The 13971-nt window shown below is 50.6% G+C and carries 10 protein-coding genes; 5 read left to right on the top strand and 5 right to left on the bottom strand.

The annotated features are described in order from the left end of the window. Positions 1–129 precede the first annotated feature (129 nt). Together BMW65_RS14490 and BMW65_RS14485 are read left to right on the top strand one after the other, a co-directional pair. The gene (locus BMW65_RS14490; protein ID WP_090606401.1) at positions 130–3321 is read left to right on the top strand and encodes a SusC/RagA family TonB-linked outer membrane protein; all 3192 of its coding nucleotides are present in this window, start codon (positions 130–132) and stop codon (positions 3319–3321) included. A 21-nt stretch (positions 3322–3342) separates the two neighbouring features. After that, positions 3343–4803 (top strand): RagB/SusD family nutrient uptake outer membrane protein, encoded by a 1461-nt coding sequence (locus BMW65_RS14485; RefSeq protein ID WP_090606399.1) that lies wholly within the window; start codon positions 3343–3345, stop codon positions 4801–4803. A gap of 20 nt (positions 4804–4823) precedes the next feature. On the opposite strand, the gene typA is transcribed toward BMW65_RS14485, so the two are convergent. The 3 genes from typA to kbl form a co-directional block, all read right to left on the bottom strand. After that, on the bottom strand, positions 4824–6629 hold the full coding sequence (gene typA, locus BMW65_RS14480; RefSeq protein WP_090606398.1) for a translational GTPase TypA: 1806 nt from the start codon (positions 6627–6629) through the stop codon (positions 4824–4826). A 123-nt stretch (positions 6630–6752) separates the two neighbouring features. Beyond that, positions 6753–7679 (bottom strand): aspartyl protease family protein, encoded by a 927-nt coding sequence (locus tag BMW65_RS14475; RefSeq protein ID WP_090606396.1) that lies wholly within the window; start codon positions 7677–7679, stop codon positions 6753–6755. Positions 7680–7690: 11 nt separating this feature from the next. Continuing rightward, on the bottom strand, positions 7691–8881 hold the full coding sequence (gene kbl / locus BMW65_RS14470) for a glycine C-acetyltransferase (protein ID WP_090606395.1): 1191 nt from the start codon (positions 8879–8881) through the stop codon (positions 7691–7693). 133 nt (positions 8882–9014) lie between these two features. On the opposite strand from kbl, the gene BMW65_RS14465 reads away from it, so the two are divergent. Beyond that, positions 9015–10328, top strand: coding sequence for a nicotinamide mononucleotide adenylyltransferase (locus BMW65_RS14465; protein ID WP_090606393.1), 1314 nt, complete (start codon positions 9015–9017; stop codon positions 10326–10328). 31 nt (positions 10329–10359) lie between these two features. Further along, positions 10360–10881: an isopentenyl-diphosphate Delta-isomerase gene (gene idi / locus BMW65_RS14460; protein WP_090606392.1), complete on the top strand. Its 522-nt coding sequence runs from the start codon at positions 10360–10362 to the stop codon at positions 10879–10881. On the opposite strand, the gene BMW65_RS14455 is transcribed toward idi, so the two are convergent. Further along, a complete protein-coding gene (locus tag BMW65_RS14455; RefSeq protein ID WP_090606390.1) occupies positions 10878–11444 on the bottom strand; it encodes a hypothetical protein in 567 nt (188 codons plus the stop codon). The genes idi and BMW65_RS14455 overlap by 4 nt on opposite strands. Positions 11445–11580: 136 nt before the next feature. On the opposite strand from BMW65_RS14455, the gene BMW65_RS14450 reads away from it, so the two are divergent. Then, positions 11581–13170 (top strand): S41 family peptidase, encoded by a 1590-nt coding sequence (locus tag BMW65_RS14450; protein WP_090606389.1) that lies wholly within the window; start codon positions 11581–11583, stop codon positions 13168–13170. Between the two features lie 8 nt (positions 13171–13178). On the opposite strand, the gene BMW65_RS14445 is transcribed toward BMW65_RS14450, so the two are convergent. Beyond that, entirely contained in the window at positions 13179–13844 is a 666-nt protein-coding gene (locus tag BMW65_RS14445; protein WP_090606387.1) for an ABC transporter ATP-binding protein, read from the bottom strand. Positions 13845–13971 lie beyond the last annotated feature (127 nt).

Here is a 13971-nt window from a genome sequence, read left to right as displayed (position 1 = left end):
ATATGTTTGTTTTCTAAAACAAAACCTATCCCAACGCTGTATATTAGTTTGTCCAGCATACCTTTGAAAACAAACGCATACGCTAGACAACCGTTGGAAGGCAATGGTTGAAAAATAATTTAGACGGCTATGAAAAAACGTGTTTGCCCGCAAGTGCTCTGGGGCGTCAGTTGCTGTATGTTGTTCCTTGGTGGCGATTTAGAAAGCCATGCTGCGTCCCTCCTGATTTTCAGCCAACAAACCATTCAACAGGACACGATTAAACGGGACACGGCTTTATCCGATACAACACAGCGGGTGGTAAAGGGTAAGGTCACCGACGACAAGGGAACGCCGCTTGCTGGCGTGACCATCAACATAAAGGGTTCAGAAATAGGGACACAGTCTGATGAACAAGGGGGATTCGAGATCCGATCGCCTACAGATTCGGCGACTATGCTTCTTTTTTCGATGCTCGGTTTCGAGCCGTTTGAAATGCCAATGAGCGTGGCCAATGGACAGACCATCATCCTCATTCCCTCCGAAGCCGAGACGCTGGAAGAGGTGGTTGTCATTGGATATGGCACCGTGCGTCGGGAGAACCTCACGGGTGCCGTGAGCTCACTTGAGGGCAGTGCATTCCAAAACAACGCCATCACCAATACCGAAGACGGTATTGCCGGCAAAATCGCCGGTGTACGCGTGAGCCAAAGCACCGGGGGGCCGGGGAAAGCGGCAAACATCAAAATAAGAGGCATCAATTCCATCACGGCTTCCAGCAACCCCCTATATGTGATTGACGGGATTCAGCAAGATCACATGCGTAACGTAAATCCACGGGATATTGCGTCCATGGAGGTGCTGAAAGATGCCGCTTCGGCGGCAATCTATGGGGCCCGGGGTGGCAATGGCGTTATTGTGATCACGACCAAAGAAGGGGCTGAGGGGAAAACCAAAGTGGACGCCAGCGCCTATACGGGCTACCAAGAGGTGGATCGTTTCCTGCCCATGATGAATACGCAGGAATATACCGCATACATTCGCTACCTGCGGGACTCGCGGTTCCAGCAAGCCGGGGGCGACCTCACCCTCCCACTCACTGGCCGGCCAGCAGAATTTCAATATCCGGAAAGCTACCTCAATCCGGCATCCCTGCCCGACAACAACTGGCAGGATATCGTGTACCACAATGCGCCCATGCAAAACTATGCCCTGACGGTATCAGGCGGCGGCGAAGTAGGCACGTTTCTGCTCTCGGGATCGTACCTCCGCCAGGACGGGGTGATGCAGCACACCGGATTTGAGCGCTATAATTTACGGGCCAACACGAGTTTCGATATCGGCAACAAATGGCGTCTCGGGGCCAACGTGGCCACATCGTTCAACATCATGAACGACCCCAATACCGATGGCAAAGAAAGCAATGCACATTACGCCCTGGCCATGCCACCGGTGGTGGGCATCGACGAAAACACCGTGGCAACCGGCTTCTCCCCCGCACAAACGTATGTCAATCCGCTCGCCCGCCTGCGGGAGATGGCGGCCCGTTCCAGGGCGAATGAAATACAACTCAACAGCTTTGCCGAATACAAGCCCATCGAGACGCTGACGCTGCGCACCCAATTGGGTTACATCTTTGCGCATGCGGCCTACAATGAGTTCGTTCCCGCCAATGTCAACCCCGGGGCGCAGGCAATCGGATATGCGTCAAGCACGGATAATGGCACCTTTAGTATACAGAACACGGCCACCTACCGTCCATACCTCGGTGATGACCACATCTTGGAAATCCTGGGCGGCCAGCAGTATGAATTTATCCGCCAGGATATCCTGGCAGCATCTGGCGATGGCTACCCCAATGATCTGCTACCCACGCTGAACAATGCCAACAACCCGTTGCTGGCCAGTACCACCATCGGCGAGAGTGCAACGGCTTCGTTTTTCGGGCGCGTGCAGTACCAATGGCTGGATCGGTACTTGATTTCGGCCAGTGCACGCTACGATGGGTCATCACGGTTTGGCTCAAACAATAAATGGGGCCTCTTCCCTGCGGTATCCGCGGGCTGGAAAATCAATAGCGAGCCCTTTCTGAACGAGGTGGAATGGCTGTCCTTGCTCAAAATACGGGGTTCTGTCGGTAAGGCTGGTAACGACCGCATCGGCAACTATGAGCACATTTCGCTCCTGGGCAGGCAGGACTATAACCTCAATGGTAAACGCGTGATCGGCTTGGTGCCGAGCAATATCGCCAATGAAAACTTGAGCTGGGAGACCACCCTATCGCGCGATATCGGCTTGGATTTTTGGCTTTTGGACAACCGCATCCAGCTCACCGCCGACGCATACTTCAACAAGACTTCCAATCTGCTGCTCAACGTGCCAACCAGTCGCGTAAGCGGATTTTCTACCATACGCAGCAACATCGGGGAGGTGACCAACCGGGGCTTCGAGCTGCAGCTGACGACTGAAAATATCAAGAACGAGGCGTTTACCTGGACGACTTCGCTCAACTTTTCCAAAAACAACAACCGCGTTCGCTCACTTGCTCCCGGGATCAATGAGATCATCCAATTGAGCACACTCAACGACTTCAACGCCTATGCAACAATCGTAGGCCAGCCTATCGGCAGCTTTTTCATGTACCAGACAGACGGAGTGCTCCTGCCAGAACATTTTGACGCCGAAGGCAATGCCTTGGTACCCGTCGTCAATGGGCAGCTGGAAGGCAATATCCGCATCGTGGATCGGAATGGAGATGGCGTAATCAACGAGCAGGACCATACCATTGTGGGCAATGCGCAGCCGGACTTCCTCTGGGGGCTATCCAGCCGTTTGGGTTATAAGGGTTTTGATTTCAGCTTCGACATTCAGGGGCAACAGGGCGGTGACCTTTTTTATCTCGGCAGGCGGGGCTTCAACAACGGACTGGGTGAAGGCACCAACCAATACCGCGATTGGCTCCATGCCTACAAGCCTCAGCGCTTCCAAGGCAATATTCCCATAGGGATAGACATGAGCTGGGACGGCGAGACACCCAGCGTGGTGGGGGTAAACCCGGTATATAACGACACGTGGATCTACGACGCGACCTTCGTACGGATACGCAATGTGACGCTGGGCTATAACTTCGCAAATTCCGTGCTCAAGAAATGGAACGTCGGCGCGATACGCCTATACATCATGGCGGATAACCTCCACACTTTTACTAGGTACCCGGGCTCCAACCCAGAAGCAAATAACACCGGTGGTGGGGGCACATCTGAAAATACGCAACCGGGCACGGATTACGGCGGATACCCGATATCCAAGCGCTTTACGATGGGAGTTAATGTCTCTTTTTAAACCGCCAACACTTAGACAGTCATGAAAAAAACACGAATTGTACGATTGGCCTTTACTTTACTGGTGGCATGGGGGTGTAACAAGGATCTGCAGCTGACGCCAGAATCCGACTATAATGCGGCGGACTTTTACCAGTCGGTGAATGACTTCCGCCAAGCACTGTTCGGTGCTTACGGCGGGTTGCGCAGTGTGCACGGCTTTGACTATCCCATGTTGGTGGAAAGCCTCAGTGACAATGTCAATACGCAACAGAACACCGCAAATCTTCCGGTGGCACGATTTGGTTTTACTGCTGGGGACGATTTGATATTGGGTGTATGGGGTGCCTATTGGGCGGTGATCAACCGCACCAATAACATCCTGGACCAGATTGACGAGGGGGATTTCCCGGACGAGAATGTACGCACCATCATGCGCGGTGAGACACGCTTCATCCGAGGCTTCTGCTACTTCCAGCTCGGCTGGCTGTTTGGGGGTATGCCCCTAATCGATCGCACGATGGCTGCTGGCGAGGTGATTGCGGTAAGCCGCAGCTCCCAAGAGGAAACATTTGCCTTTGCGGCGGCTGATCTGGAAGCGGCGGTGGAGGTGCTTCCCGAAAACCAGGGAGGCGACAACCTGGGTCGCGCTACGCGCTATGCCGCAAAAGGCATACTGGCCCGCATGCACCTTTACACGGGCAATTACGATGCTGCCCGCCCGCTGCTGGAGGAAATACTGGCCTATGAAGGCCTGAGCCCCTATCCGGAGTTCATCAACTGCTTTGTAAATACCCAGGACAATGGTTCGGAACATGTCTTCCAAATCCAGTACACCACGGGGCTGATAAACCAGGGGAACCCACTGGTATATTCCCTCGTGCCCGAAAACCTGCGTTCCCCGCAGTTTCCGCAGGGCGGAAGATCCACTTGGGTGGCGGTATCCGATGACCTTTACCAAGCGTATGACACCACGGATGTGCGGCGTGACATCACAATCCAAAAAGGTTATACAACGGTCAACAACGTCGTGGACAGCGTGACACAGCTCTTTGTGAAATTCTCACACGGTACGGCGCCGATCAACAATACAGATAACGACGTTAATTTCCCGGTGCTCCGCATTACGGACGTCCAACTGATGTATGCCGAGGTACTGAATGAAGGGGGATATGAGGCCGATGGTGCAGCCTTTGCCCTGCTCAACACGGTACGCAGCCGCGCCGGACTGGACAGTTTGACAGGCGCAGATATACCCGACCAGCAGGCCTTCCGGGATTCTTTATTCAACGAGCGCCGGCTAGAATTTGCCTGTGAGGCACTGCGGTGGTTTGACATTGTACGGCAAGGCCCCGAGCAGGCGACCATCATCATGGACGCATTTCTGGCTCGCCCGGAAGAGGGTGGCGGTTCCCTGACGTTCGATCCCAAATACTTGCTGATGCCCATTCCCGAAAGCGAGCTGCGCACCAACCCATCATTGGAACAAAACCCCGGCTATTGAGGCTGGGGTTCTCCGTTTGTTTATTGGAATTTCTTGGCGTTTATCTTCCGTTCGTTTTCCGTAAGGTATATCTTGCGGAGCCGGATACTTTGCGGTGTCACTTCGATGTACTCATCTGCCTGGATATACTCCATGGACTCTTCCAGGGAAAACTTGATGGCCGGCGCAATGCGTACGTTGTCATCACTGCCTGATGCCCGCATATTGGTGAGCTGCTTGCCTTTCACAAGGTTGACGACCAGGTCATTGTCGCGGATATGCTCACCCACGATCTGCCCTTCATAAACATCCACACCGGGATCGACGAAGAAGCGACCGCGATCTTGTAGCTTATCGATGGAATACGCCGTGGTCTGCCCCTTTTCCATGGATACCAATACCCCGGCCAAGCGACCCGGAATGGAGCCTTTCCAGGGCTCATATGCTTTGAAGCGGTGTGCCATCACGGCCTCACCAGCTGTGGCGGTAAGCACATTGTTACGCAGGCCGATGATACCACGCGAAGGGATATCAAACTCCAGGTGCTGCATATCGCCTTTTGTCTCCATAATGAGGAGTTCGCCCTTACGTTGGGTAACCAGCTCGATAACTTTACCGGATACTTCGGCAGGGACATCCACCACCAACGTCTCAATAGGTTCACACTTCACACCGTCGATTTCCTTGATGATGACCTGTGGTTGGCCTACTTGCAATTCGTATCCTTCACGACGCATGGTTTCTATCAGCACGGACAAGTGCAGGATACCCCGGCCATATACCAGGTAGGAATCGGGAGACTCGGTAGGCACGACCTTCAGAGCCAGGTTTTTCTCCATTTCTTTATACAACCGTTCCTGCAAATGGCGCGAGGTCACAAATTTTCCTTCTTTGCCAAAGAACGGTGATGTGTTGATGGTGAATAGCATATTCATGGTAGGCTCATCGATTTTGATGACCGCCAATTGTTCAGGATTCTCGAAATCAGCAATCGTATCGCCGATATCAAATCCTTCGATACCCACTACCGCACAGATATCCCCTGCTTTTACTTCCTGTACCTTCACACGGCCAAGGCCTTCGAAAGTATGCAATTCTTTCACACGAGATTTCACGATTTTGCCATCCCGTTTTACCAAGGATACCGGTTGGTTTTCTTTGATGCCGCCCCGAGCTACCCGGCCGATGGCAATCCGGCCTACGAAAGAAGAATAGTCCAGTGAAGTCACCTGCATCTGCAATGTCCCTTCTGCGTAAGGCGCCGCAGGAATGTGCTGGAGAATGGCCTCCAGTAAATCCGTGAAATCTTCCTTGGGTTGCTTCCAATCGGTAGACATCCAGCCCTGCTTGGACGAGCCGTACAGCACCGGAAAGTCAAGCTGTTCTTCCGTAGCATCAAGGCTGAAAAACAAATCGAACACGGCTTCATACACCTCGTCGGGCCGACAATTTTCCTTATCAACCTTATTGACCACCACAATCGGTTTCAGGCCAAGGCCAAGTGCTTTCTGCGTCACGAAGCGGGTCTGTGGCATGGGACCTTCAAAGGCATCCACCAACAGGATGACGCCATCAGCCATCTTCAGCACACGCTCCACCTCCCCGCCGAAGTCGGCGTGGCCCGGTGTGTCGATGATGTTGATCTTGATGTCCTTGTATTTTACCGACACGTTTTTGGAGACGATCGTAATACCCCGTTCGCGTTCGAGGTCGTTGTTGTCCAATATGAGCTCACCGGTCTGCTCGTTGTCACGGAAGAGGTTGGTGAAGTGGAGGATTTTGTCTACCAAGGTGGTCTTTCCGTGGTCTACGTGCGCGATGATTGCTATGTTTCTGATTTTCTGCATCCCAGCAAAATGTTTTGTCCATTTTTAAGGGCGCAAAGGTAGTGAAAATATAAGAGAATCAGGAGATTTTTTTATCTAATCGGTGGTTTTCATCTAGTTCGACGACTATTTCAAGGAGTCTCCTTACACCGGAGTATACCCCGAACGAGCCAATCCATTGGGTTTTAAATACACATATTCCCGTCGCGCATCAATAATTAGAGTGAACCGCTTTAATACGTCACCGCCAATGACGCTCATCTTCTGCCTTCCAATCGCTCCCTCAAAAAATCCAACCGGCACATCCTGCAGGGTTTCGCGTCCAATACCCAGCGCTGGAAGAACCGCCTTTTTCGTAATCAGCGTATTTCCGTACGAGTCTTTCAACGTCTGCTCGCCGACAATTTCCAAGTGTTCGCCGATGTGGTTGGCGCGTACAAACTCATCATCAAACAGCACAGCTCCCCCATAGCCCGAGTGGATTAAAAATTTATGCGCCACCTTTTTTTCTCCGATGGTGCATATCCCTGTCAAAAATAAATAATCGCCATCAATCGTCAATTTGAGCTTTTCGTATCCGTCCGACTCGTCGGGGAGGCTTGAATCGATCACCAGGACGCGCCTTTCAAAGTCGATTTCAATGACCTTGTTTTCAAAAAGATCTATCCCGAATTTGCCTTCAGTGCCCTGGCCCGAATTCGTGTTTTCCCATATCGGCACATTTTCCCATGTAAGTGCTCCAATCTGCAGGGCATTGCGGCTGCTCAACCGCGCGGACTGCTCGCCGCCCCAGCTTTTTATGCCTTCCGTACTATCATCGAAATGCAGGGTTTTCAATTTTCCGACAGCCGTCTCGGTGAGCGTGACGGCATTAGCGGCCGTATGGAACATCAAATCAACCGAATCCCGGCCATTGAGCACCGCACGCACGGAAAGGTTGTTATATGCGGTTAATTGAAAAGGGACAACATATGCTGTCCCGGCAGCTGGCCGTGGCTGGTTTTCCTGCCCTACAACGAATTGGTAAAAAACCACCGAAATAAGGGTCAATAGACGAGCTTTGCTTAGCATGGCGGACTTGATTACTTAATGACACCCAATTCCTTACCTACTTTCGTGAATGCTGCGATGGCCTTGTCAAGGTGATGCTGCTCATGCGCAGCCGAAAGCTGCACGCGGATACGGGCCTTGCCTTTGGGAACGACCGGATAGTAAAATCCGATAACATAAATGCCCTCATCCAGCATCTTCGCCGCAAACTCCTGTGCCAGTGGCGCGTCATAAAGCATTACCGGCACAATCGGATGTTCGCCCGGTTTGATATCGAACCCCGCCTCGGTCATCTTACTGCGAAAATATTTCGTGTTGAACTCCAATTTATCACGCAGCTCGGTGGTTTCGCTCAGCATGTCCAGCACAGCAATGGATGCACCCGCGATAGCCGGGGCCAACGTGTTGGAAAAGAGGTAAGGGCGTGAACGCTGCCGCAGCATGTCGATGATTTCCTTGCGGCCGGAAGTAAACCCACCGGAAGCCCCGCCCAATGCCTTGCCCAATGTGCCGGTAATAATATCTATTCGTCCCATCACACCATGCAGCTCATGCGTGCCACGGCCGGTCTTGCCCGTGAATCCCGTGCAGTGCGACTCATCAATCATCACAAGCGCTTCATATTGGTCTGCCAAGTCGCAGATTTTATCCAAGGGGGCAACACTTCCGTCCATCGAAAACGCCCCATCGGTCACGATAATCCGGTGGCGGGCACCCGCCGCAGCCTTGAGCTGCTCTTCCAAATCCGCCATGTCACAATTCTTATAGCGGAAACGCTGTGCCTTGCATAGCCGTACGCCATCAATGATGGAAGCGTGGTTGAGCTCGTCCGAAATGATGGCATCTTCGGCACCGAATAGGGGTTCGAACACGCCCCCATTGGCATCGAATGCCGCAGCATAAAGGATCGTATCTTCTGTACCAAGAAATTCCGATATCTTGGATTCCAAGGTCTTATGGATATCCTGGGTGCCGCAGATGAAACGGACGGACGACATGCCGTAGCCATGGGTATCGATTGTCTTTTTAGCCGCCTCGATGACCTTCGGATGCGAAGACAATCCCAAATAGTTGTTGGCGCAGAAGTTGATCACTTCTGCCCCGCTTTGGATTTTGATGGCTGCGCCTTGCGGGGTCACAATCACCCGTTCGGTTTTATATAATCCTGCGTCTTTGATATCCTGCAATTCTTGTTGCAGTACGGGTTGGAGCGTTTTATACATGACTGCTGGTTTTGGTAGCAAAAATAGGTTTTTTATTACTAAAATTTGACTAGTCTTTTGAATCAAGGGCGCGGGTAATATCGATTTGGATTGATCCCTTTAAGGTGAACCATTAAATCGCTACCTTTGTGCCATGGCACGCGAAATCTACGAAACCAAACGGAAAGCATTAAAAATCAACCTTAATGAAGAAATCTACGGTACGTTTGCGGAGATTGGCGCAGGGCAGGAGGTAGCCCGTAATTTCTTCAATGCGGGAGCAGCTTCGGGGACAATTGCCAAAACCATGTCGGCCTACGACATGGCGTTCAGTGATGCCATTTATGGCATCGAAGAATCCAGGCGGTATGTCAGCCAATCCCGCTTGCGTAGGATGCTCGAACACGAGTACGAACTGCTTACCGAACGGCTTACCAGCGAAAAATACCAGAATAAGCGCCTATTCGCGTTTGCTAACACCGTGACGGCGCTCAACTTCAGCAAGACCAACGAACCGCATGGTTGGCTGGGCATCCGTTTTCAGCATGAATTAGGTGGATCGCCCAATGAAATCATCTTCCACGTCAGGTTGTTGGATAGCGACAACCTCTTGCAGCAAAAAGTATTGGGCATCCTTGGTGTAAATCTTGTTTTCGCGGCCTACTACTATACGCAGGATGTACAAACGATGATTGAGTCATTGGTGGACAACCTCTCCCGGGGCTCGGTTGAAATTGATTTGGTGCAGGTCTGTGGCCCGGCTTTCAAGGATGTCAATGAACGGCTAATCAATCTCTACCTCATTGCCAAGGGGTATTCTAAGGCCGCCATTTTCAGTCCGCATGGTACAGCCTACCAAAGCAAGGATCTGCTGTACAAAAAAGACATCATGATCCTGCGCACAAAATACCGCCAGAGGTCCAATCCAAACTTTGATTTGTTCAATTTGGCTGTCGACCAGTTTAAGCGCAACTTGAACATCAAAGACGACAACCTGGTAGTCATGGTGGAAGTGCTCATGAGTAACGCGCTTGACCAGACACCGCAATTCACCAATGAAGATCTACAGTATTTTGCGGAACGGGCGGAATACCTTTGCGAAACGGGCAACCATATCTTGGTTTCCAACTTCACCCGAAACCATTACTTAGCCGAATACTTATCCCAATTCAAACCGCGCAATGTGGGTATTTCAACAAACATTTCCAACTTGCGGAACATTTTTAACTCCAGCCAATACACAAAGGGCAATTATACCGATGAACTGTTGGCCTATGTAAGTGGATTATTTAGCAAAAACGTAAAGTTGTATGCTTACCCATACCTCAACAAGCAAAACAACCAAATCGTTACCACGGCCAATATGCCTGTATCCGATGAGGCACGGCCGCTCTTTGAATTCCTTGTCAAGAATCACTACATCATTGACATCGAAAATTACGACGAGCGCTACGTGAAGACGGTTTAGTGGGGAGCCAGCAGTCGGGGATCAACAGCGTATGAAGACGGAAAATGTGATATTGGTAGATGAGCACGATCAGGAGATCGGATCCATGGAGAAAATGGAAGCCCATCGAAGCGGCATGCTGCACCGCGCAATCAGTGTCTTCGTATTTGACGATACCGGTCGATTGCTGCTCCAGCAACGGGCCGCGCATAAATACCACAGTGCCAACCTATGGACCAATACCTGCTGCAGCCATCCCGCTCCCGGCGAGGCGGCATCCGCAGCGGCAAGCCGACGGCTGCAAGAGGAAATGGGCTTAGAAGTCCCCCTGACCTTCGCCTTCACATTCTTATACCGCGCGTCTTTTGACGACGGCCTGGTGGAGCATGAGTTTGACCACGTATTCGTTGGCTACACCAATCGAAGCCCGAAGCTCAATCCTGAAGAAGTGGCCGCCTACCGATGGGCAACACGCGCAGAAGTGGAACGTGAAATGCAAATGAATCCCGAAGCCTATACCGCATGGTTTAAATTGATTTATAAGCAGGCGTTCGGACAGGCCGGGCTGGATTAGTATAGCCGCTTCACCAGTTGCTCTTCCACCGTCTTAAATACCTGTACCGGTTTTTGATTACGCCAGTTCAATTCGTTGAGTACACCGCCAAAGTTAATGAAGTAGTCGATATTGCTCGACTTAAATTCATCAATCACATGGTCACGGAAATTGATGCCAGCAATCCAACCATCTTCGATATCCTGAAACCACTCCTCGTAATAACAATCGTCAGAAGAATGGAAGTTCAGCACATTCTCGCCAATCATGATAAATTTGCTGATACCGGCACTGACCATGATATCAATCACCTCCCGCTTGAGCAACATGACGTCGTTATAGATGGCATCGTTCCATTCGCCGATCAGCTCAATGATCGTATACCCTCGCTGATAATCCGCAAATAAAACTTTAAGATACAAGGTACTGGAACCAAAGCTATCCCACTGGGGATGCAATAGGAAATTATATATCTGCTTATCAAATTCAAACTCATTATATTCCGTACCGAAAAAGGGCGACAATTCATCTTCAGCAGCGATATAATCATCTCTCCAGCGGTAATAAGGCTCAATCTCGTGCATCGCTTTCCTTATTTTATTTTTTACAAAAATGCTAATATTTCGTGATAACTTAAAGTGTATATAATTATTGCAATTTTTATGCAAGGACCGTTGAAAATGACGAAAACTATTTAATTTAGCGCAGGTTATCAATGATATGCGCAAGGAGACAAGAAGAAACTTATTTATAGCGGCCACCTATGGTGGGGCCTTATTTCTTGGTTTGTTGCTCGGGCAAAATTACGCGGATGAAAATTCCCGTTCGAGGGGTGGAGCAGGCCTATTGCCGCTGGGCTTTTCCGATAAAACAGGCAAGGTGCAACACATCATTGATCTCATTGCCACCAACTATGTAGACAGCGTAGACATCGATCGGTTGCAGGACTTAGCCATCGATGAAATTGTGGCCCAATTAGATCCACATTCCGAATACCTGCACCCCAACCAAGCGCTTAAGCAATATGAAACCCTCGAAGGCACCTTTGAAGGCATTGGCATTGAATATTACATCCTCAATGATACCTTGATGACCGTGGGACTAATTAACGGCGGCCCGGCACAACAGGCCGGTTTACGCGTAGGAGACAGGCTTATTGCGATCAACGGAGATACCGTTGCTGGCGTCCATATTACGGATAAGGTCATCGAAGGAAAGATTCGTGGACAGAAGGGTACCGCCATTGAAATCACCATCAACCGTAATGGGAAGAACTTGCCCCTGCCCATCAAAGTGCTGCGCGATCGCGTGGAGGTAAGCAGCATTGATGCGGCCTATATCATCGATAGTGCTACCGCTTATATCAAAATAAGGCGTTTCGGGGCCAAAACGGCAGACGATTTCAAACATGCGCTCCAAAACCTGAAAAAACAAGGCGCACAACGGCTGGTATTGGATTTAAGGGAAAACGGCGGGGGATATTTCCATGCCGCAACGGCATTGGCCAGCCAATTTTTTGAAGACAAGCGGCTGATAGTCTATACGGAGGGGGCACACGAACCCCGGGTAGACTACTATTCCAGTGCCGATGGCATCTTCGGAGACGGGGAGCTGGCCGTGCTTATCGACGAACAGTCTGCTTCTGCAAGCGAGATTGTTGCAGGAGCCATACAGGATCTGGAACGGGGCATCATCATCGGGCAACGGTCATACGGGAAAGCCTTGGTACAAGAGCAGTTTGGCCTTGGTGATGGTTCAGCGCTCAACCTCACGGTGGCGCGCTATTATACGCCATTGGGCAGGTCTATCCAAAAATCGTATACCATCCATACCGGCAAAGATGTCCACATCACCAATCGTCCAGCCCAGCGGGGCAATACGGTAGACACCATAGTCTACAAAACCGAAACCGGTAAGCTGGTATACGGCGAGGGCGGTATCTCGCCGGATATATCGGTGCCGATAGACAGCAATGGCATCAGCACGCTATACCGCAAAATACGGCAAGCGAATCTCATCGAGACCTACGTCTACGGAAAGCTGACCCAATCCCTGCCGGCTTATGCCGTAGAAAACTACTTAAAAGGCTATTTTTTACCCGACAAGGAATACCAGAATTTCCTGCAGCATGTCCGTGACAAGGGCGTCGTGTATACCCTTAAGGAAGCCAATGCCGTGAAGCCGATGGTACGCACCGATATAGAAGCACTGCTTGGCCGCTACTATTTTGGCAGCGAAGCTTTTTTTAAGGTACGAAACCGTTCAGACAATGTATTGGCCCAGGCGCTACTTGCGCTGCGAAGTGAATAGCCTTCCGCTTATTTCACGACTTGCCCATCGAGCAACTCAATAATCCGATTGCCATATTCGGCATTTTTTTCAGAATGCGTCACCTGCACAATGGTCACGCCGTCTTCTTCGTTGAGTTGCTTGAACAGGTTCATGATATCTTCCCCTTGTTTGGAATTGAGGTTGCCGGTAGGCTCGTCAGCCAGCAACAACTTGGGCGTGGTAGCCAGCGCACGGGCAATGCCCACCAATTGCTGCTGACCGCCCGAAAGCTGGGTGGGAAACAGGTCTTTCTTACCTACAATGCCGAAGCGATCGATGAGGTCGCCGACAATGGCCTTACGCTCACCGCTCTTGAGGTTTTTATAAATAAGCGGTGTCTCGATGTTTTCGTATACGGTAAGCTCATCGATGAGATGATACGCCTGAAATACAAAGCCGATGTGTTGCTTATAAAGCGCTGATCGCTGCTTTTCTTTCAACCCAAGTACGTTTTCGTCCATAAAAAGGTATTCACCTTCGTCTGGTTCATCCAATAAGCCCAGGATATGGAGCAAGGTAGATTTGCCTGATCCCGATGGCCCCATGATGGAAACAAACTCACCTTCTGCGATATGGAGATTGATGTCTTTCAGTACGAATGAACGGCTACCGCCCACATTATACCATTTGAATATGTTGTTTAATTGAATCATTTTTAGCTATCAACTTTCAGCTATCAGCCACCATGGCAGATCGCTGACGGTATCCAAATATATTAATTATGCGTCAGCTATGCCAAAATCCCTACCAATATTTCAACAAGCTCACTATAAATGCATT

It is taken from the genome of Parapedobacter koreensis (assembly GCF_900109365.1).
GTDB lineage: Bacteria > Bacteroidota > Bacteroidia > Sphingobacteriales > Sphingobacteriaceae > Parapedobacter > Parapedobacter koreensis.
This window is presented reverse-complemented; position numbering and strand designations above follow the sequence as displayed.